The organism is Kibdelosporangium aridum, assembly GCF_900176515.1.
Lineage (GTDB): Bacteria > Actinomycetota > Actinomycetes > Mycobacteriales > Pseudonocardiaceae > Kibdelosporangium > Kibdelosporangium aridum.
Map to the genome: position 1 here is coordinate 611332 of NZ_FWXV01000002.1, position 19315 is coordinate 630646.

Genomic DNA, 19315 nt, shown 5'->3' on the forward strand with positions numbered 1-19315 from the left:
ACCTTGATGGGGTCAGCCGCGGATCGTCAGGCCGACCTTCTGGAACTCCTTCAGGTCCGAGTATCCCGTTTTGGCCATCGCCCTGCGCAGCGCGCCGAAGAGGTTGTGCATGCCATCGGTGTCGGTGGACGGGCCGAACAGCAGCTTGCGCAGATCGACCTCGCTCTCCGCGGCGGGGACGACGCGGCTGCGCGGCAACGACGGGTGCGCCGCGGCAGCGGTCCAGTACAACCCGCCGCCTGGAGCCTCGCTCGCGGCGGCCAACGGCGCGCCGAGCATGACCGCGTCGGCGCCGCAGGCGATGGTCTTGGCGATGTCGCCGCTGGTCTCGATGCCACCGTCGGCGAGCACGTGTACGTACCGGCCGCCGGTCTCGTCGAGGTAGTCGCGGCGTGCGGCCGCTGCGTCGACGATCGCGGTTGCCATTGGCACGCCGATGCCGAGCACGCTGTCCGTTGACGTGACGCCGCTGCTGTAGCCGTAGCCGACGATGACGCCCGCTGCGCCTGTGCGCATGAGGTGCATCGCGGTGCGGTAGTCGTGCACGCCACCGGCGACTACCGGGATGTCGAGGTCCTCGATGAACTTCTTGAGGTTCAACGGTTCCCCGTCGCGGGCCACGTGCTCCGCCGACACGATCGTGCCCTGCACGACCAGGATTTCCACGCCTGCCGCAACGAGATCCGGGGTCAGCTCGCCCGCGCGCTGCGGGCTGACCCGCGCAGCGACCGTGACACCGGAGTCCCTGATCTCCTTGATCGACTGCGCGACCAGGTCCGCCTGGATCGGCGCGGAGTGCAGTTCCTGCAACACCTTTGTCACGTCGGACGTCTCGCTTGCCCGTTCGGCGGCGTCCACGAGCCGGTCGAGCACATCGTCCACATTGGAGTGACGGGCCCACAGACCTTCCGCGTTGATCACGCCGAGGCCGCCGAGTTCGCCGATCGCCACCGCGGTGCGCGGCGAGACGATCGCGTCGGTCGGGTGCGCGACCAACGGGATCTCGAAGCGGTACGCGTCGAGCTGCCATGCCGTGGACACGTCCTTGGACGAGCGCGTCCGGCGCGACGGCACGATCTCGATGTCGTCAAGCTCGTAGGCGCGCCGGGCCGTCCGGCCCATGCCGATCTCGACAAGGTCCCGCACTTGATGTCCTCCTGCTGCCATCGTCCTCAGCGCTTCACGTAGTTGGGCGCTTCGACGGTCATCGTGATGTCGTGCGGGTGGCTTTCCTTCAGGCCTGCCGCGGTGATTCGAACGAGCTGAGCTTCCTGCAGTTCGGCGATGCTGTGCGAGCCCGTGTAGCCCATGGCCGCACGCAGTCCGCCGATGAGCTGGTGGACAACGTTGGCAAGCGGGCCGCGGTACGGCGTGCGTCCCTCGATGCCTTCGGGCACAAGCTTGTCCTCGGACAGCACGTCGTCCTGGAAGTACCGGTCCTTGGAGTACGACTTGCCCTCGCCGCGCGCCTGCATCGCGCCGAGCGACCCCATTCCCCGGTACGTCTTGAACTGCTGGCCGTTGACCAGGATGACTTCGCCGGGCGCCTCGGCCGTTCCGGCGAGCAGGCCGCCGATCATGACAGTCGAAGCACCCGAGGCGATCGCTTTGGCGATGTCGCCGGAGTACTGGATGCCACCGTCGCCGATCACAGGCACGCCCGCGGCGCGGCACGCTTGCGCAGCCTCGTAGATCGCGCTGATCTGCGGCACGCCAACGCCCGCGACCACCCGCGTCGTACAGATCGAGCCCGGTCCGACACCGACCTTCACGCCGTCGGCGCCCGCGTCCACCAAAGCCTGGGCGCCGGCCCGGGTCGCCACGTTGCCGCCGACGATGTCCACGACATCGCCGAGTTCCTTCTTCAGCCGGGCGACCATTTCGACGACGTTGCGCTGATGTCCGTGCGCGGTGTCCACCATGATCACGTCGACGCCCGCGTCCACCAGGGCCATCGCCCGCTTGTGCGCGTTCTCGTCCACGCCGATCGCCGCACCGCAGAGCAACCTGCCGTCCGGGTCCTTGGTGGCCAGCGGGTACTGCTCGGTCTTGACGAAGTCTTTCACCGTGATCAGGCCACGCAGCTTGCCCGCGCCGTCGATGATCGGCAGCTTCTCCACCTTGTGCCTGCGCAACAGGCCCAGCGCGGGCTCGGCCGAGACGCCGACCTGGGCGGTGACCAGCGGCCCCTTGGTCATCACCTCGCTGACCTTCTTGGTGTGATCCACCTCGAAGCGCATGTCGCGGTTGGTGATGATGCCGACGAGCACGCCCTCGGCGTCGGTGACCGGCAGGCCGGAGATCCGGTAGCGCGCACACATCGCGTCCACCTCGGCCAGCGTGTCCTCCGGCGAGCACGTCACCGGATCGGTCACCATGCCCGCCTCGGAGCGCTTCACCGTCTCCACCTGGGTGGCCTGCACGTCGATCGGCAGGTTGCGCTGCAGGACGCCGATGCCGCCATGACGGGCCATGGCGATGGCCATCCGCGCGTCGGTGACCGTGTCCATCGCCGCCGAAGCGAGCGGAACGCGCAACGTTATGTTGCGAGACAGCTTCGATTGGGTGTCAACCTCGCTGGGCACCACATCGGACGCGGCAGGCAGCAGCAGGACGTCGTCGAAGGTCAAGCCGAGCATCGCGAACTTGCCCGGCACCTGATGGGCGGTGAGCTCGCTGGTCATGGTGGTCGCTGGCCTTTCCTACGCCTGATGTATGCGCTCGCCTGGCGTTTTCCCAGGCGAGAGGAGTTCACCTCATGGTATCTGGACACGGCCCTTGGCCCGCCCGGTACCGTGCGAGACCGTGCCGCACGACTCATTGCCCCCAGACCCCTTCGCGGGCGACCCGGACGACCCCGCCCGGGCCATCATCGACCACGACGACGAGGTCGAGCACCCGATGGGAGAGGACGAGCGGGCCGAACTGCTGACCGACCTGTCCGACCTGGCCGTCTACCAGGCCCTGCTGGAGCACCGCGGGGTCAAGGGCGTGGTCGTGGACTGCGGCGAGTGCCAAGAGCCGCACTACCACGACTGGGCCTTGCTGCGGGCCAGCCTTGAGCAGCTGCTGACCGACGGCCGGATGCGTCCGCACGAGCCCGCGTTCGATCCAGACCCAGGCGCGTACGTCAGCTGGGAGTACTGCCGTGGCTACGCGGACGGCGTGACCGCGTCGGAGAACGCCCGCTAGAGACGGGTCAACCCTCGTGGGTGGTCAGTCGGTTTCGAGTGACCACCCACGAGGGTTGACTTGTCTGCTTTTCAGGAACCTGTGTTGGTCTGCGGCTCCACGGCCTCGGTGCCGACGCTGCCGTCACCAGGCCTGCCACCGTCACCAGGCGTCTCGCTGCGCGGCGGCCCGCTGCCGGGGTCACCGCTGCCGTTGCTGCCCGAGTTCGGCGGGTTGCCCGAGGACGAACTGGACGACGGCGGCTCGGAGTTCGACGGGTTCGACGGCTGCTGCGATGGCGGAGAGCTCGGCGTCGGAGTCGTCGACGAGGAACTCGCCGGCGGCTTGGACGAGTCGGAGCGGGGCACCGTCGACGTCACCGGAGGCGGATAGGGCCCCATGGTCAGCTGCTCGAGCAGGGACTCGTGCTCGGCCTGCAGCACGTCCTTGCCGTCCTCGCTGGAGACGTCCGGCAGCGCGCTGCCCGCGGCGGCCAGTGCGTCCTTCGCCTCGTTGATCTTGCCTTGTTCCAGTGCTTGCTGTGCGTCGTTCAAGTCGGTGCGCACGGACTTGGCGGCTTCCACCGAGCGTGCGTGATCCGCGTAGAGGACCTTGCTCAAACCCCAGAGCGCGTCGCCGGGTTCGGCTTCCCGCGCAGCCATCCCTACGCCAGCGAACGCGACCGCGAGCACGGCGGCAGCCGCCGCGACCGGGACGAGCATTCGTGGCCTGCGTCTCCGTGCCGATCGTGCCGCGGTGACAGTCGCCACAGCGGTCTTGGTGTCCACGATCTCCGGTACGGGGACACTGTCCACATCCTGGCGCCACGCGAGCAGCAGCGCGTTGAGCTGCTCGTCGTCGAAGTCCACGGACTCGGCATCACCGTTGGTCTTGGCCGCAAGGGCGTCAAGCAGCGCGTCGTCCGCGCGCACCTGCGCCAGGTCGTCGGCCTCTTCAAGGTCAAGTGCCGAGAAGTATTCATTTTCTGTCGAAACGTGGGTATCGTCACGTTCCGTGGACATAGCGCCCGAGGTGACCGGGTGATGGTCACCCGATCGGCCGGTCTGCGGCGACTCGGGTGACTCTCTGCCGTCACTTTCGTGCCGGTCGGCCATTCAGACCACCTCCTCCGCTGACAGAGTCTTTCGTAGCCGTGCCAAAGCGCGGTGCTGGGCCACCCGGACGGCCCCTGGAGTCGATCCCACCGCTTCGGCGGTCTCCTCCGCGGACAGCCCCACGACCACCCGCAGCACCACGATCTCGCGTTGTTTGTCGGGCAGGACGTCCAACAGTTGCTTCATGCGCCTGGTCAGCTCGCCTTGCATCGCCCGTTGTTCTGGACCCGCGTCGGTTTCCGGTTCGTCAGGTACGTCGGCCACTGGCTCCGAACGGTTACGCGCAGCCGCTCGATGAGCGTCTGCCACTTTGTGCGCGGCGATGCCGTACACAAAGGCCAGGAATGGCCTGCCTTGATCGCGGTAGCTCGGCAGAGCTGTGAGTACCGCGAGGCACACCTCCTGGGCGACGTCGTCCGCCGAAGCGAATGAACGTTCCTGCCTACCGACCCGTGCGCGGCAGTACCGCACCACGAGGGGACGTATGGACGCCAATACACGACCGACCGCCTGAGGGTCACCCTCGACGGCAGCGCTCACTGAAGCGTCCAGTCCGTCCCCCAAATTCGTCATCGCAGACAACAGCCTTGGCGTTACTCGTAGGCGTCCGACAGTAACCGTCACCGTGCGCGGAGTATCCCCCGTCACGGTGACAACTTCCTCACCGTACCGGTCACCCCCAAGCGGACTAACCGCCGGATGGGGCTTTGTAGTCGGATCCGACCACTGAGGACCGACGTGTCTTACGCGGCCTTGCGGTCACTGTCGTTTCCGGCATGCGGAACGGCCCGAGGTCACCAACCCCCGGGCCGCACCACGTTGTAGATAGTCGTCGATCCGCCGCTAGGAAACCAGACCCCGGCGGAAACCATGCGCGACAGCTTGGGCACGATCGCGCACGCCCAGCTTGCGGAACAGCCGCCGAGCGTGGGTCTTCACAGTGTCTTCGGACAGGTAGAGCTCACGGCCGATCTGGCCGTTGCTCTTGCCCTGGCTCATCCCACGCAGCACCTGCAGCTCGCGGTCGGTCAGCTGGACACCCGGGTCCGAGGGCTGACGCGGCGCGGGCACCGAGGTGCTGGCCAGGGTGTGGGCCAGTGCGGCGACCAACTCGGGACGCGAGGCGTCCCAGCGCAGGTAACCACGGGCTCCACCGGCGATCGCGGCGGCGATGCTGCCCGCGTCGTCCGGCGCTCCGAACACGATGACGTTCGCCTGCGGGTTGGCCGAGACGAGCCGGCGCGTTGCCTCCACACCAGTCGGTACGGCGCGCTGGGTATCTGGTCGACCGCCTCGGCCAACGCGTCGAGCCGTTGTACCTGGTCGGGCAACTGGACCGCGGCCCACCCCGGACCGCATCCGAACATCCTGGTCTTCTGCCGGGTCCTGGGCACCCGTTCGAACACCGTCGGATCGCCGTAACGCGGAAGTTGGGCCCAGAGGACTATCGCGGCCGGAGCCGTCCGGCGGACAGCCGAGGCGAGCGCGTCGGCCGGGAGCGCGGCGCCGAGCATCTGGGTGCCGACCTCCCGGCGAGCGAGCGCGGCGCGCAGTACATACAGCGGCAAGCTGTGCCGCTCCTCGGGAGCACACGACAGTAATACCGGCCGGGGGTTGCGGGCCTGGGTCAGCAGCGGGGTCGCCGCGATCATCGCTGCCAGGACACATTCGTTGAGCAGGTGCTCCACCTCGACGCACGCACCCGAGTGCGCCCACCGTCCAGCGACCGCGGTCAGCACCGGCCGCACCACCCGGTCCCAGCACGCGACCACGCCATCAGCCTCGATGGCCTCGATGAGCAGCTGCTGCACGCTCAAGGTGTCCATCGCGAGCGCCGCCCGGCCGAGACCTTTGGCCAACGTGGAATCGTCCGGGACTTCCTCGACAGGCTTCGGCTTGGGCATGTCGGGCTCGGCGTGGGCTTTGAGCGCGTACTCGGCGGCTTCGGCAGGCGACGCACCTCTTAGTAGGGCGCGCTGCATGAGTTCGAGGCGGGCGACGTCGTCCGGGCTATAGCGCCGGTGCCTGCCCGTGGTGTGGTCACGCGGGCCAAGGCCGTACCGCCGATCCCACGTCCGCAGGGTCGCCGGCGCGACGCCGAGCCGGCGCGCCACGGCTGCCACCGGCAATGACGGTTCGGGCACCTCCCCCTGCAGGGTGATGCCGAGCATGGAATCCGGCCCCGTCGCCACGCTGTTCATCGTCAAGCCGGACCTCGCGCGCGGCAACCTGAGCTCTCTGGACACAGCGGACTCATCGTCGGTAACGCATAGGTACGTCGAAATTCCGACGGAGTGATCGTTTCCTCGCGACGCTGTGCACCGACGAGGTGACCCTGCGCTGTGCGTAGTGGACCGGTTACTGGATTGGGTGATCTCTAGGTGATCACCCTTGAACAAGTATTGGCGCGGTTCTACTGTCGCCTTCGTTGGACCGAATGGAGTACTGACGTCCTCTCCACTGCAACGAGGAGGCGGGCCACGATGGCGGATACGCGCAGGCTTCCCGGCCCCAACGCGGACGTATGGGACTGGCAGCTGGAAGGTAGCTGTCGCGGTATGGACAGCGCCTTCTTCTTCCACCCTGACGGCGAGCGGGGACCGGCACGCAGCAGGCGGGAGGCGCGGGCGAAAGCGATCTGCCGCGCCTGCCCCGTCCTGGAACTGTGCCGGAGACACGCACTCGCGGTACACGAGCCGTACGGGATATGGGGCGGGCTCTCCGAGTCCGAACGAGACAACATCATCAAGTCCCGCAAACGAAGTTTCGTCGGCGCGGGCACATGACCCGCTTCCCTCAAGACAACTGAATCCACGAAACGGCGCCCACCGGGGCGCCGTTCGTATGTCTACAGTGGACAAGCTGCTTGACCGACCTGCGGTCATGCGCCATCGCAACAACAATTCCGTCGGGGGAACCCCTGATTTTCACGTTACTCCGGGGGTACGACAGTTCCGGAGCGATGATCACCGCGCTTGACCAGTTCGCCGCGCCCGACTAGTCGCCGTTGTCAGATGCCGCTCGCGCACCACTTCGAGTTGGACTCGCGCATCTCCAGCGTGATGGTCTGGGTCTGGCCGCTCATGTCCAGTTTGATCCTGGCCTGTGCGGTCGAGCCAGACTCCTGGACGTCCTCGACCGTCGCGGTCGAGCCCGCAGGCAGCCGTGACATCTCCCGCTTGAGCTCGCTGGCCGCGGTGCTGGTGCACGCGAACATGTCGACCTCTCTGGTCGAGCGGCGGGTGATGGCGTCCGCCGCCGTGCGGGCCAGGGCGTCCGCGCTTGGCGCGCCGGTGCCGCTGCCGCTGCTCGGCCTGTTGTTCCCGCTGGGCCTGTTCGGCCTGCTCGCGTTGGGCCCTGGAATGGAGACCTCGGGTGCGCCGGGTGGCCGCGCTTCCTGGCTGCTCGCCGGGGCGCCACTGCCCTCGTCGTCTTTTCCGGACAGCACAAGAACGAGCACCAACGCGATCACGGCGGCCGCGGCGACACCGGCGAGCACGATTACCAACGCGTTGTTGTTCTTTTGGGGTGGCGGATATTGCGGGGGATATCCCGGCTGTGGCGGATAGCCCTGTTGCTGCGGGTAACCGCCTGGTTGCGGTTGCTGTTGATAGCCGCCGTACTGCGGCCCCTGCGGATAGCTCATTCCCCGTCCCCAGCCGTGAATCCCACCCTTGTGGCGGGAGCATAACCAGCGGTGTGCCGATTCGCAGGATTTCGGAGAATGCCACTACCTGGCCCGAATTGCCCGGGTGGGACGGTCGGCCGGACACCCCGGCCACCGAGTGCCCGGGGCCTCGTTGAAGCATTGGCACTCGACTGGGTAGAGTGCTAGTTGCACGGCACCCGACACCGCCCCGGCACCCGCGACGGCGGGGTGGCCAGGAGCCGCTGTAGGTACCTGCCAACGCTTTGGAAGACCCATGGAGGTCACACCCGTGAGCGTGAACATCAAACCGCTCGAGGACAAGATCGTCGTTCAGGCCAGCGAGGCCGAGGCGACGACCGCGTCCGGTCTTGTCATCCCGGACACCGCCAAGGAGAAGCCCCAGGAGGGCAAGGTCCTGGCCGTCGGCCCGGGCCGCATCGACGACAACGGCAACCGCGTCCCGCTGGACGTCAGCGTCGGCGACGTCGTCATCTACTCGAAGTACGGCGGCACCGAGGTCAAGTACAACGGCGAGGAGTACCTGATCCTCTCCGCCCGCGACGTGCTGGCCGTCATCAACTGACGACCTGCCACTCAACGTCAAGCGCCCCGGCGGCCCCTTCACCGGGGCTTCCGGGGTGTTTGTCATATAGAGAGGTTGTAAATGCCCAAGCAGATCAGCTTCGACGAGGACGCTCGTCGGGCACTCGAGCGCGGGGTCAACAAGCTGGCCGACGCGGTCAAGGTGACTCTGGGCCCGCGCGGACGGCACGTCGTGCTCGCCAAGAAGTTCGGCGGCCCGACCGTGACGCTCGACGGTGTCACCGTGGCACGCGAGATCGAGCTGGACGACTCGTTCGAGAACCTGGGTGCGCAGCTCGCCAAGAGCGTGGCCACCAAGACCAACGATGTGGCCGGTGACGGCACCACCACCGCGACCGTGCTCGCCCAGGCCCTCGTGCGGGTCGGGATGCGCAACATCGCGGCGGGTGCGAACCCGACCGCGCTCGGCCGTGGCATCCAGGCGGCCGTGGACAAGGTCGTCGAGGTGCTGCTCGCCAAGGCCACCCCGATCAAGGGCCGCGACAACATCGCCCAGGTCGGCACGGTCACCTCGCGGGACGCGTCGATCGGCGCGCTGCTCGGCGAGGCCATCGAGAAGGTCGGCGAGGACGGCGTGATCACCGTGGAGGAGTCCTCCACGCTGGCCACCGAGCTCGTCATCACCGAGGGTGTGCAGTTCGACAAGGGCTACATCTCGGCGCACTTCGCGACCGACCTCGAGGCGCAGGAAGCTGTCCTCGAGGACGCCTTCATCCTGCTGTACCGGGAGAAGATCTCCGCGCTGGCGGACCTGCTGCCGATCCTGGAGAAGATCGTCCAGGCAGGCAAGCCGGTGCTGATCGTCGCCGAGGACATCGAGGGCGAAGCCCTGTCCACCCTGGTGGTCAACTCGGTTCGCAAGACGATCAAGGCCGTTGCCGTGAAGGCGCCGTTCTTCGGTGACCGCCGCAAGGCGTTCCTCGACGACCTGGCGTTCGTCACCGGCGGCCAGGTGATCTCCAGCGAGATCGGCATGAAGCTCGCCGAGGTCGGCCTCGACGTGCTGGGCTCGGCCCGGCGGATCGTGGTGACCAAGGACGAGACCACGATCGTCGAGGGCCGTGGCGACAAGGCCGAGGTCCAGGCCCGCATCGAGCAGCTCCGCAAGGAGATCGAAGCGTCCGATTCGGACTGGGACCGGGAGAAGCTGCAGGAGCGCCTGGCCAAGCTGGCAGGCGGCGTCGCGGTGATCCGGGTCGGTGCGGCAACCGAGACCGAGCTGAACGAGCGCAAGCACCGCATCGAAGACGCGGTGGCGGCGACGAAGGCAGCGGTCGAGGAAGGCATCGTGCCCGGCGGCGGCTCGGCGATCGTGCACGCGGCCAAGGAACTCGAGGGCAACCTCGGCCTGACCGGTGACGAAGCGACCGGTGTCGCCATCGTGCGCGAGGCGCTGACCGCTCCGCTGCACTGGATCGCCAGCAACGCCGGTCTCGAAGGCGCGGTCGTGGTGCACCGCGTCCGCGAGGGCGACTGGGGCCACGGCCTCAACGCGGCCAAGCTGACCTACGGCGACCTCGTCGCCGAAGGCATCATCGACCCGGTCAAGGTCACCCGCTCGGCAGTGACCAACGCGGCGTCCATCGCCCGCATGGTCTTGACCACCGAGAGCTCGGTCGTGGAGAAGAAGGAAGAAGAGCCACCCGCGGCCGGACACGGTCACGGACATGGCCACGGCCACTGAGCTGTACCAAGCAGAACGGCGCCCCTCGCGAGGGGCGCCGTTTCTCTTTGGTGGCAAGGTTGTCTGTCACGTCATGCTCACTCCTCGTCCATTCGTGACAAGCGAAGGGCCTGTCAGGCGACGAGATCCGCCAGTTCGCGGGAGCGGCGGAGTTTCGCCATTCCCTTGGCTTCGATCTGCCGGATGCGTTCACGCGTCAGGCCGAAGTGGGTGCCGATCTCATCCAGCGTGCGGGGCTGGTCGTCGTTCAGGCCGAACCGCAGCGCGATCACCTCAGCCTCTCTTTCGGACAGTGTCTTCAGTACACGGTCCACGTCCTGCCGCAGCATCGCGGCAGCGACCAGGGACGACGGATCCGGTGCGGCATCGGCGATCAGGTTGCCCAGCTCGAGGTCGTCGCCAAGCGGGGTGTGCAGCGACAGCGGTTCTTTCTCTTGCCGCAGCACCAGTTCGACCTTCTGCACCGGCAGGTCGAGCCGGGTCGCGAGCTCGGCGGCGGTGGGTTCCCGGCCGAGCTCGACCATGAGAACCCGGCGGGCCCTTGTCACCGCGTTGAGCACGGTGACGAGGTGGACGGGCAGCCGGATCGTCCGGCTCTGGTCGGCCAGCGCCCGCCCGATGCCCTGTTTGATCCACCACACCGCGTAGGTGGAGAACTTCAGTCCTCTGCGGTGGTCGAACTTCTCCACGGCTCTGATCAGGCCGATCGTTCCTTCCTGGATCAGGTCCACCAGCGGCAGTCCGCTGTAGCGCCGGGCGATCGAGACGACCAGTCTCAGATTCGCCTTGATCATGTGTTCCTTGGCGCGCCTGCCGTCGGCGACGATCCTGTTCCGCTCGGCTTCGGTCAGGCCGGTGTCCTGCTGCGCCAGCGTCGCGGCCTCGATGCGTGCGCCGAGCCGCACTTCCTGCTCGGCGGTCAGCAGCGGGAACTTGGTGAGGTGGTCCAACAGATTCCTTTCAGCGACGGCCAGGGATCCGGCGGGGCCGGTGGTGCGGCATGGGCACCGGCTGCCGCCTGGGCGGGGGCTGCACTCGATCACGCCGGTTCGGCAGGACCGGTCCAGTACTGCGAGGCATGCGCGGCTCCTTTCTGCCTGACTGGACCTAAACTTATGTCCGACCTATAAATATGTCAAGCATAAATTTTGGCCGAACCTATGTATAGTGAGGTCGTGAGCAGGGCACAGACCGGCCTCCGGGCCATGAAGAAGCGCCAGACCAGGGAAAGCATCTCCAACGAGGCCACGAGGCTGTTCCTCGAACGCGGCTTCGACAACGTGACCATCGCCGAGGTGGCGGCCGCCGCGCAGGTCGCCAAGATGACCGTCACCAACTACTTCCCGCGCAAGGAAGACCTCGCGCTCGACATGCACGACGAGTTCGTACGGCAACCCGCCAAGACCGTCGAGGAGCGCGCGCCCGGCGAGTCGGCTCTGGCCGCGTTGCGCCGTTCCTACCTCGCCGCGGTCGCCGAACACGATCCGGTCATCGGCTTCTCCGGCCCGGTGTTCGCTCGAATGATCATGGACAGCCCGGCGTTGGTGGCACGCCTGCGGGAGTTCCACGACGATCGCGAAAAAGCACTCGCCGGCACGCTGGCGAGCGAGACCGGCGCCGAGCCGGACGACATCCTGCCCAGAGTCGCCGCCATCCAGTTGATCGGCGTACTCAGGTTGCTGTTCGACGAGACTGTGCGGCACACGCTCGAAGGTCACGACAACGCCGACATAGCGAGAACCGTCGCCGAGCACGCACGTGTCGCGTTCAGCGCATTGGAGCCGGCGCTCGGCGACTACGCCATCCGGCGGTGAATTGTTGACAACCCAGGACGGGATCCGGATTGTTCATCCCCGGATAACCCGATCTTGGGATGGCCTTCGTACTCCCGGGTGAGGGTGACGATCCAGTAGACCCCGAACTGGGAGGTACTGTGTCCGTCCCCACCACACCCTCACGCCGCTCGGTGCTCCTCGGCGGCGCAGCGGCTTTAGGTTTGACAGCACTGGGATCCACGCAGGCGAGTGCGTCCGCTGACAAGCTCACGGACCCGTTCACGCTCGGTGTCGCGTCCGGCGACCCGTATCACGACAGCGTCGTGCTGTGGACGCGGTTGGCGCAGAATCCGTTGGCGGACAACGGTCTTGGCGGGATGCCGGATCGTGCTTACTTCGTTGAGTGGGAGATCGCGACCGACGAGGGGTTCCGCAGAACTGTCCGGCGTGGTGTGGAGCTCGCCCGGCCACAGTCGGCGCACAGCGTGCACGTCGAGGTCGAGGGCCTGCGGCCGGGCTCGGAGTACTTCTACCGATTCCGTACACAGGGCCACATTTCGGAGGCCGGGCGGACTCGCACCGCTCCCGCTCCCGGCATCACCCGGACCGATCTGACGATGTGTTTCGCGTCCTGCAGCCACTTCGGCGCCGGGCACTTCACCGCGTACAAGCGGCTTGCCGAGGACGAGCCCGGGTTGATCCTGCACCTTGGTGACTACCAGTACGAATATGCCGCTGGTGCCAACGATGTGCGGCAGGTGCTCGGCCCGGAGACTCGTACGCTGGAGAACTACCGGCTGCGGCACGCGCAGTACAAGACCGACCCGGACCTTCAGCTCGCGCACGCGACCGCGCCGTGGCTAGTGGTCTGGGACGATCATGAGACCGAGAACAACTGGGCTGACGAGGTTCCTGAGCAGCCGGACCCGAACTTCCTTGAGCGCCGGAAGAACGCTTTCCAGGCGTACTACGAGAACATGCCGCTGCGGCGCACCGCCCGGCCACGTGGCATCGACATGCAGCTCTACCGGCGGCTGCAGTGGGGCGGGCTGATCAACTTCCACATGCTCGACACCCGGCAGTACCGCGACGACCAGGCTTGCGGCGACGGCGTCAAGCCGAACTGCGACGCGCGGCTCGAGCCGACGCGGTCGATCACCGGCGAGGAACAGGAGCGGTGGCTGCTCGACGGGCTGCGGCGCTCGCGGGCTCGCTGGGATGTGCTGGGGCAGCAGGTGTTCTTCTCCCAGATCGACCTCACGCCCGGCGTGAACCAGGGCTACAACATGGACGCATGGGACGGCTACAAGGCCAACCGGGACAGGATCGCCGAAGGCCTTGGCAAGACCCGCAACGGCGTTGTGCTGACCGGTGACGTGCACCGGCACTGGGCGGCGGAGACCAAGTCGGACTACACCGACCCCACCTCGCGGGGACTCGCCACCGAGTTCGTCACCACGTCCATCACCAGTGGCGGTGACGGCAACGACGACCCGAATGCCGGGGTGCTCGCGGAGAACCCGCACGTCAAGTTCCACAAGAACCGGCGCGGGTACATCCGGACCAAGTTCACCGCCGACGAGCTTCGGGCCGACTATCGGATCCTGCCGTACGTGCGGCAGCCGGGCGCCGAGGCGACCACCGCTGCCAGCTTCGTGGTCGCTGATCGCGATCGGAGTCTGCACCCGGCGTAAGTCAGCCACCAACTAGGCTGATTGGACGCAACTTATTGACGGGCAGGGCGCCTGGCCGCAGAGTAAGCATGACCTTAACAAGGGGAGAAACCGTCATGCGTCCTGCCCTCATCCTGGCCACGGTCACCGGGCTCGTGCTCGGCGTGACCCCGGCCAGTGCCGAACCAGCCGATCAGGCGCGGCAGCGTGATTTCCGCGCGGCCGCGGCCGAATTCGGTGTGCCGGAAAGCGTGCTGCTGGGAGTGTCCTACCTGGAGTCCCGGTGGGACGCCAATGCCGGGACCCCGAGCACCAGCGCCGGTTACGGCCCAATGCACCTGACTGACGTGCGTACTGCGAACACCGGCGGCACACACCACGACGAGGGCACCGAAGACCCTCGCGGTGACGACTCGCGTCCGCGGCTGGACCCGGAGCCCGGACCGCCGGTCGAGCAACTGCCGAAGCTGCAGACTGTCAACAACGCGGCAGCACTGACCGGTGTATCCACTGAGGACCTGCGGGCCGACGCCAAGCAGAATATCCGCGGCGGCGCGGCCCTGCTTGCCAAGTACCAGAAGGAAATCGGTGCCGTCGGCGACAACGCGGCCGACTGGTACGGCGCCGTGGCGCGTTACGGGGGCGCCGGTGACACGGGGTCCGCCGCAACCTTCGCGGATGAGGTCTTCGCGACCATCAACCAAGGCGTCGAGCGGGTCACCGACGACGGGCAACGCGTGAAGCTGGCGGCGACCTCCGTGCAGCCGAACAAGCAGCAGCTCGACAAGCTGGGCCTGCGCAAGTCCTCTTCGGACAACACGGAGTGTCCCCGCACCCTGGCCTGCGAGTGGATTCCCGCGCCGTACCAAGAGCTTCCCGACAACGACTACGGCAACCACGACAAGGCCAACCGGCCGGAGTCGCAGGAGATCAAGTACATCGTCATCCACGACACCGAGGGCCAGTGGGACGGCGTGCTCAAGATGGTCCAGGACCCGACGTACGTGAGCTGGCAGTACTCCCTGCGGTCGGCCGACGGGCACGTGGCCCAGCACGTGAAGGCCAAGGACGTGGCCTGGCAGGCGGGAAACTGGTTCATCAACGCCAAGTCGATCGGCCTCGAGCACGAAGGCTTCGCCAAGCTCGGCACCTGGTACACCGAGGCGATGTACCGCTCGTCCGCGAAATTGGTCCGCTATCTGGCGGCGAAGTACCGGATTCCGCTGGACCGCGCGCACATCATCGGCCACGACAACGTTCCCGGCACGACTCCAGCGACGGTACGCGGAATGCACTGGGACCCGGGCCCCTACTGGGACTGGGCGCACTACTTCGACCTGCTCGGCGCGCCGTTCCGGTCCACCGGCAACCTCGGCCTTGTCACGATCAAGCCGGACTTCGCGACCAACAAGCCCGCCTTCATCGGCTGTGTCAAGGCCGGTGAGCCGTGCACGCCGCGTGGGTCCACTTCGGTCATCCTGCACACCGCGCCGGACGCGAATTCCCCGCTGCTCAAGGACCCTGGTCTGCGGCCGGACGGATCACCGGGCACGATGGAGATCTCCGACCACAGCAGCCGGGTGGAAACCGGTCAGCAGTACGCGGTCGCCGAAGTGCGTGGCGACTGGACCGCGATCTGGTACCTGGGCCAGAAGGGCTGGTTCCACAACCCGCGCAAGGCGCCGAACGCCGTTGGTGGCGTCGGGTTCGTGGTGACGCCGAAGCAGGGCAAAGCCACAGTTCCGGTGTACGGCAGGGCATATCCGGAAGCCGCGGCGTACCCGGCGCACATCACGCCACAGGCCCTGGCTCCGCTGCAGTACACGTTCTCCGCGGGTGAGCGGTACTCGCTCGGCCAGGCTCTGCAGTCCGAGTACTACTGGGCGACCACCTTCGATCCCGCGAACCACACCGTGGTCCGGGGCAAGACGAAGTACCTGCAGATCCAGTTCGGACACCGGATCATGTTCGTCAACGCCGACGATGTGGACGTCCGCCCGTCGTTCTGGCGCTAGACGTACACCGTGTCGACGGGCAGACCTGGATCCGTTGGCAGTTCAAGAGATGAAGGACGGACACCGGCAGCGACGAGGTGCGCGCCCAACGCGGCGATCATCGCGCCGTTGTCGGTGCACAGCCGGGGTCGAGGCACACGCAGCTCGATCCCGGCTTGCGCGCAGCGTTCCCGCGCCAGGCCGGACAGCCGTGAGTTCGCCGCGACACCACCGGAGATCACGAGCGTGCCGATGCCGAGTTCGGTCGCCGCGCGAACAGCCTTGGCAGTCAACACGTCCGCGACGGACTCCTGGAAGGACGCGCAGACGTCGTCGACCGGGATCGGCTTGCCGTCCGCTTCCTGCCCCTCGACCCAGCGCGCGACCGCGGTCTTCAACCCGGAGAACGAGAAGTCGAACTTCGGGTCACGCGGACCGGTCAGGCCACGCGGGAACTTGATCGCGTTCGGGTCGCCCTGCTTGGCCGCCTTGTCGATGGGCGGGCCGCCGGGATAGGGCAGGCCGATGATCCGGGCCACCTTGTCGTACGCCTCGCCTGCGGCGTCGTCGATGGTCGAGCCGATCTCGGTGATCTTGCCGGCCAGGTCCTCGACCTTCAGCAACTGCGTGTGCCCACCGGACACCAGCAATGCCAGGCACTCCGACGGCAAAGCCCCGTGCTGCAAGGTATCCGCGGCCACATGTCCGGCAAGGTGGTTCACGCCGTACAACGGAACGTCCAACGCGGCGGCGTAGGCCTTCGCCGCGGACACACCGACAAGCAACGCGCCTGCCAGACCAGGACCGCACGTCACCGCGATCGCGTCCACATTGGACAGGCTTATTCCGGCCTCGTCCAGTGCGCGGTCCATGGTCGGCACCATCGCCTCGAGGTGGGCGCGGCTGGCGACTTCCGGTACCACACCGCCGAACCGGGCGTGCTGGTCCACACTGGACGCGACCTGGTCGGCGAGCAGGGTGATCTCGCCGGTGGAACCGAGCCGGACGATGCCGACGCCGGTCTCGTCGCAGGAGCTCTCGATGCCGAGAATTATCTTGTCACTCACTGTATTCACTCACTGGGGTCTCCCCGGCCTTGCCATGGTGTACGCGTCCGCGCCGGACGGCTGGTAGTACCGCCTGCGCAGACCGATCCGTTCGAAGCCGTGCGCCTCGTAGAGGCTGATCGCGGGCACATTGTCGGTCCGCACCTCGAGGAAGACGGGTGCGTGCAACTGATCCGCGCGGTCGAGCAAGTCGCGCAGCAACGCCTTGCCGATGCCCTTGCCCTGGAATTCGGGGTCCACACCGATGGTGTGCACTTCGCACTCGTAGTTGCCCGGGCCGCCGAGCTCGGAAATGCCCGCGTAGCCGACCAACCCGTCAGGGTCCACGTGCGCGCCGATGTAGTAGTTGCCGTTCTCCAACTCGTACTGGAAAGCCTGCACACTCCACGGGTCCTCACCCGGGAAGAGCAGTTTCTCCAGCTCAGCGCACCTCGGCAGGTCCTCGGTGCGCAGTGCGGCGAGTCGGACGGTCACGCCCGGCTCACCCGCTTGCGAGCACCTGGCTCGACAGCGTCCGGCCTGCGCAGGTAGAGCGGAGTGAGCGGGGGTGGCGTCTGTCCGAACAGATGCGAGGCTGCCATGACAAGGCCTGCCGGGCTCGGCGACGCAGGTTCGACGGACCGTTGCAGCAACTGCGCCCCGACCACGAGGTCGGCTTCGACGTCCTCGAGTTCGGCCGGCTTGCTCACGTCCGGGCCCTGCACGCGGTGGCCGTTCTCGTAGCGCGCCCAGTAGACCTCTTTGCGACGGGCGTCCGTGACCACGAGAAGTCGGTGGACCTCGGGGAAGTCGGCGGCGATGGCGTCGAGCGTCGACACCGGGTAGACGGGCTTGGCAAGCGCTTGGCCGACGGCAGCCGCGGTGACCATGCCGGCCCGCAGGCCGGTGAACGGCCCTGGGCCCGAACCGCACACCACGGCGTCCAGGTCGGCGTAGTCCAGCCCGGCCTCCGCCAGCGCCTCCTTGGTGTGCGGGGTCAGCAGCTCGCCGTGCGCGCGGGCGTCGACCGTGACCCGGCTGGCCAGCGTGCGGGCCAGACCTTCGTGGTCGAAGTCGACGACACCAGCGGTGACCGCGGGTGTGGCGGTGTCAAGGGCGAGAACGAGCACTGACCAAGAGTACGCATCCTGGACTTGACGCCGGTGTCAAGGCCTAGCGTGGAGGACATGATGCGGATCGGCGAGCTGGCCCAGCGCGCGGGCACGAGCACACGGTCACTGCGGTACTACGAAGCCCAGGGCCTGCTGCCGGCCAGACGAGCGGCGAACGGGCACCGGGAGTACGACGAGAACGACCTGCGGCTCGTCCAGGAAATCCGCTCGTTGCTCGAGATCGGCTTCGCACTGGAGGAAACCCGCCCGTTCGTCGAATGCCTGCGGGCCGGGCACGCCGCCGGAGACGTCTGCCCGGCGTCGATCGAGGTCTACCGCCGCAAACTGGCCGAGCTCAACGCGGGCATAGCGCGGCTCAGCGAGATCCGCGACCGGCTGGCGGCGCAGTTGGAAACAGTCTCGGAGAGGAAACGCCCATGCTCGCGTTGACGGACTCGACGTTCACCGCCCACCTGGCCTCAGCAGAACGGCCGGTGCTCGTCTACTTCTGGGCGACGTGGTGCCCGCCGTGCCGGATGATCGGGCCGGTGCTGGCGGAGTTGGAGACCGAGCTCGCTGAGGTCGTGCAGATCGTGAAGGTGGACGTGGACACGGCGGTGGAAACGGCCCGGTCCCAGCGGATCATGGGCGCGCCGACGCTGAACTTGTACCGCGACGGTGAGCTGGTGCATTCGATGGTGGGCGCGCGGCCGAAGCACGCGTTGCTGCGTGAGCTGGAGCCACACCTCGGCGCCACCACGGGGCGGTAACCATTCCGCCCCAAGGCACGCTTCACCGCAACACCAATTCCCATGGGGGAACCCCTAATTTCAACGTTACCGTGAGGGTACGACAGTTCCGCGGTTTGCCCAGGTCAGGAGCGGTAGCGCAGGCCGTCCATGAGCAGGTCGAGCAGGCGGCCGATCTGCTCATGCTTGGCCTGCTCACCAGCGAGCGCGACGCCGCTGAGGCTGACCAGCATGTCCCAGGCGTCGATGTCCGCGCGGATCTTGCCCGCGTCGACGCTGGCGTCCAGCAACTGGCGTAGCGCTTGCATCAGACGTTCACGGCTGTCCTTGAACGGGTTCCCGCCGGACGCGATCAGCGCCTTCAGTGCGTCACCCATCCCCTGCTTCGTAGTCATGTACGCCACAAAGTGGTCCATCCACGTGCGCAGCGCCACGTCGGGTTCCATCGCCGACAGTAGGTCCGGGGCCGCGTCGATCAGCTTGGTCAACTCGTTCCGGTAGGCCGCGTCGACAAGCGCTTCCCGGGTGGGGAAGTGCCGGTAGAGCGTGCCGATCCCCACTCCGGCGTCCTTGGCGATCGCTTCCAGCGTCACCTCGGGGCCGTCGTGCGAAAACGCTCGTACAGCGGCCTCGATCAGCCGGTCTCGGTTGCGCTGCGCGTCCGCGCGCATGGGTCGCGCCGCCACTGGGCCTCCTTCAGCGAGTTGCAAACGGAGGCGCCTCCGCATAACCTGGAGTCGTAGC

At 67.2% G+C, this 19315-nt stretch carries 19 protein-coding genes and 2 pseudogenes; 9 read left to right on the forward strand and 12 right to left on the reverse strand.

Translation table 11 applies throughout. The annotated features are described in order from the left end of the window. Positions 1-12: 12 nt before the first annotated feature. Entirely contained in the window at positions 13-1146 is a 1134-nt protein-coding gene (locus B9C43_RS12260) for a GuaB3 family IMP dehydrogenase-related protein (protein WP_084426227.1), read from the reverse strand. 26 nt (positions 1147-1172) lie between these two features. After that, on the reverse strand, positions 1173-2684 hold the full coding sequence (gene guaB / locus B9C43_RS12265; RefSeq protein ID WP_084426229.1) for an IMP dehydrogenase: 1512 nt from the start codon (positions 2682-2684) through the stop codon (positions 1173-1175). 121 nt (positions 2685-2805) lie between these two features. On the opposite strand from guaB, the gene B9C43_RS12270 reads away from it, so the two are divergent. Further along, a complete protein-coding gene (locus tag B9C43_RS12270; RefSeq protein WP_033384034.1) occupies positions 2806-3192 on the forward strand; it encodes a DUF5319 domain-containing protein in 387 nt (128 codons plus the stop codon). A 71-nt stretch (positions 3193-3263) separates the two neighbouring features. Here the strand turns inward: B9C43_RS12270 and B9C43_RS12275 are convergent, their stop codons facing one another. From B9C43_RS12275 to B9C43_RS59930, 4 genes and pseudogenes are all read right to left on the reverse strand, one after another. Then, the gene (locus tag B9C43_RS12275; protein ID WP_084426231.1) at positions 3264-4286 is read right to left on the reverse strand and encodes an anti-sigma-D factor RsdA; all 1023 of its coding nucleotides are present in this window, start codon (positions 4284-4286) and stop codon (positions 3264-3266) included. Beyond that, positions 4287-4859, reverse strand: a complete 573-nt coding sequence (locus B9C43_RS12280) for a sigma-70 family RNA polymerase sigma factor (RefSeq protein WP_033384041.1) — start codon at positions 4857-4859, stop codon at positions 4287-4289. A 270-nt stretch (positions 4860-5129) separates the two neighbouring features. Continuing rightward, positions 5130-5564, reverse strand: a pseudogene (locus tag B9C43_RS12285) (response regulator transcription factor); the annotation flags it as partial. A 665-nt stretch (positions 5565-6229) separates the two neighbouring features. Then, a pseudogene (locus B9C43_RS59930) lies at positions 6230-6487 on the reverse strand (MerR family transcriptional regulator); the annotation flags it as partial. 282 nt (positions 6488-6769) lie between these two features. Here B9C43_RS59930 and B9C43_RS12295 point away from each other — a divergent pair. After that, positions 6770-7072, forward strand: a complete 303-nt coding sequence (locus B9C43_RS12295; protein ID WP_084426235.1) for a WhiB family transcriptional regulator — start codon at positions 6770-6772, stop codon at positions 7070-7072. Between the two features lie 224 nt (positions 7073-7296). On the opposite strand, the gene B9C43_RS12300 is transcribed toward B9C43_RS12295, so the two are convergent. Beyond that, on the reverse strand, positions 7297-7932 hold the full coding sequence (locus tag B9C43_RS12300; protein ID WP_084426237.1) for a hypothetical protein: 636 nt from the start codon (positions 7930-7932) through the stop codon (positions 7297-7299). Between the two features lie 277 nt (positions 7933-8209). Between B9C43_RS12300 and groES the strand changes: the two genes are divergently transcribed. Beyond that, the gene (gene groES / locus B9C43_RS12305) at positions 8210-8518 is read left to right on the forward strand and encodes a co-chaperone GroES (protein WP_033384045.1); all 309 of its coding nucleotides are present in this window, start codon (positions 8210-8212) and stop codon (positions 8516-8518) included. 81 nt (positions 8519-8599) lie between these two features. Then, positions 8600-10222 (forward strand): chaperonin GroEL, encoded by a 1623-nt coding sequence (gene groL, locus B9C43_RS12310; RefSeq protein WP_084426239.1) that lies wholly within the window; start codon positions 8600-8602, stop codon positions 10220-10222. 113 nt (positions 10223-10335) lie between these two features. Here groL and B9C43_RS12315 read toward each other — a convergent pair whose 3' ends face one another. Continuing rightward, positions 10336-11172 (reverse strand): sigma-70 family RNA polymerase sigma factor, encoded by an 837-nt coding sequence (locus B9C43_RS12315; RefSeq protein ID WP_235038576.1) that lies wholly within the window; start codon positions 11170-11172, stop codon positions 10336-10338. A 225-nt stretch (positions 11173-11397) separates the two neighbouring features. On the opposite strand from B9C43_RS12315, the gene B9C43_RS12320 reads away from it, so the two are divergent. From B9C43_RS12320 to B9C43_RS12330, 3 genes are all read left to right on the forward strand, one after another. Beyond that, entirely contained in the window at positions 11398-12036 is a 639-nt protein-coding gene (locus B9C43_RS12320) for a TetR/AcrR family transcriptional regulator (RefSeq protein ID WP_084426241.1), read from the forward strand. 59 nt (positions 12037-12095) lie between these two features. Beyond that, a complete protein-coding gene (locus tag B9C43_RS12325) occupies positions 12096-13691 on the forward strand; it encodes an alkaline phosphatase D family protein (RefSeq protein ID WP_084426243.1) in 1596 nt (531 codons plus the stop codon). A 95-nt stretch (positions 13692-13786) separates the two neighbouring features. After that, complete coding sequence (locus tag B9C43_RS12330) at positions 13787-15685, forward strand: N-acetylmuramoyl-L-alanine amidase (RefSeq protein ID WP_235038578.1); 1899 nt, start codon at positions 13787-13789, stop codon at positions 15683-15685. On the opposite strand, the gene tsaD is transcribed toward B9C43_RS12330, so the two are convergent. The 3 genes from tsaD to tsaB are packed head-to-tail and all read right to left on the reverse strand — an operon-like array spanning position 15682 to position 17840. Next, entirely contained in the window at positions 15682-16731 is a 1050-nt protein-coding gene (gene tsaD, locus B9C43_RS12335; protein WP_084426247.1) for a tRNA (adenosine(37)-N6)-threonylcarbamoyltransferase complex transferase subunit TsaD, read from the reverse strand. The genes B9C43_RS12330 and tsaD overlap by 4 nt on opposite strands. 9 nt (positions 16732-16740) lie before the next feature. Next, positions 16741-17205 carry a ribosomal protein S18-alanine N-acetyltransferase gene (gene rimI / locus B9C43_RS12340; RefSeq protein ID WP_084426249.1) on the reverse strand — a complete coding sequence of 155 codons (465 nt, stop codon included), beginning with the start codon at positions 17203-17205 and terminating at the stop codon, positions 16741-16743. Continuing rightward, a complete protein-coding gene (gene tsaB, locus B9C43_RS12345; RefSeq protein ID WP_084426251.1) occupies positions 17202-17840 on the reverse strand; it encodes a tRNA (adenosine(37)-N6)-threonylcarbamoyltransferase complex dimerization subunit type 1 TsaB in 639 nt (212 codons plus the stop codon). Before tsaB ends, rimI begins: the two co-directional genes overlap by 4 nt. A 60-nt stretch (positions 17841-17900) precedes the next feature. Between tsaB and B9C43_RS12350 the strand changes: the two genes are divergently transcribed. Both B9C43_RS12350 and trxA read left to right on the forward strand, forming a co-directional pair. Continuing rightward, complete coding sequence (locus tag B9C43_RS12350) at positions 17901-18272, forward strand: MerR family transcriptional regulator (RefSeq protein WP_033384077.1); 372 nt, start codon at positions 17901-17903, stop codon at positions 18270-18272. Continuing rightward, positions 18260-18592, forward strand: coding sequence for a thioredoxin (gene trxA / locus B9C43_RS12355; protein WP_084426253.1), 333 nt, complete (start codon positions 18260-18262; stop codon positions 18590-18592). The genes B9C43_RS12350 and trxA overlap by 13 nt, the downstream gene beginning before the upstream one ends. 104 nt (positions 18593-18696) lie before the next feature. On the opposite strand, the gene B9C43_RS12360 is transcribed toward trxA, so the two are convergent. Next, the gene (locus B9C43_RS12360; protein WP_235038579.1) at positions 18697-19257 is read right to left on the reverse strand and encodes a TetR/AcrR family transcriptional regulator; all 561 of its coding nucleotides are present in this window, start codon (positions 19255-19257) and stop codon (positions 18697-18699) included. Positions 19258-19315 lie beyond the last annotated feature (58 nt).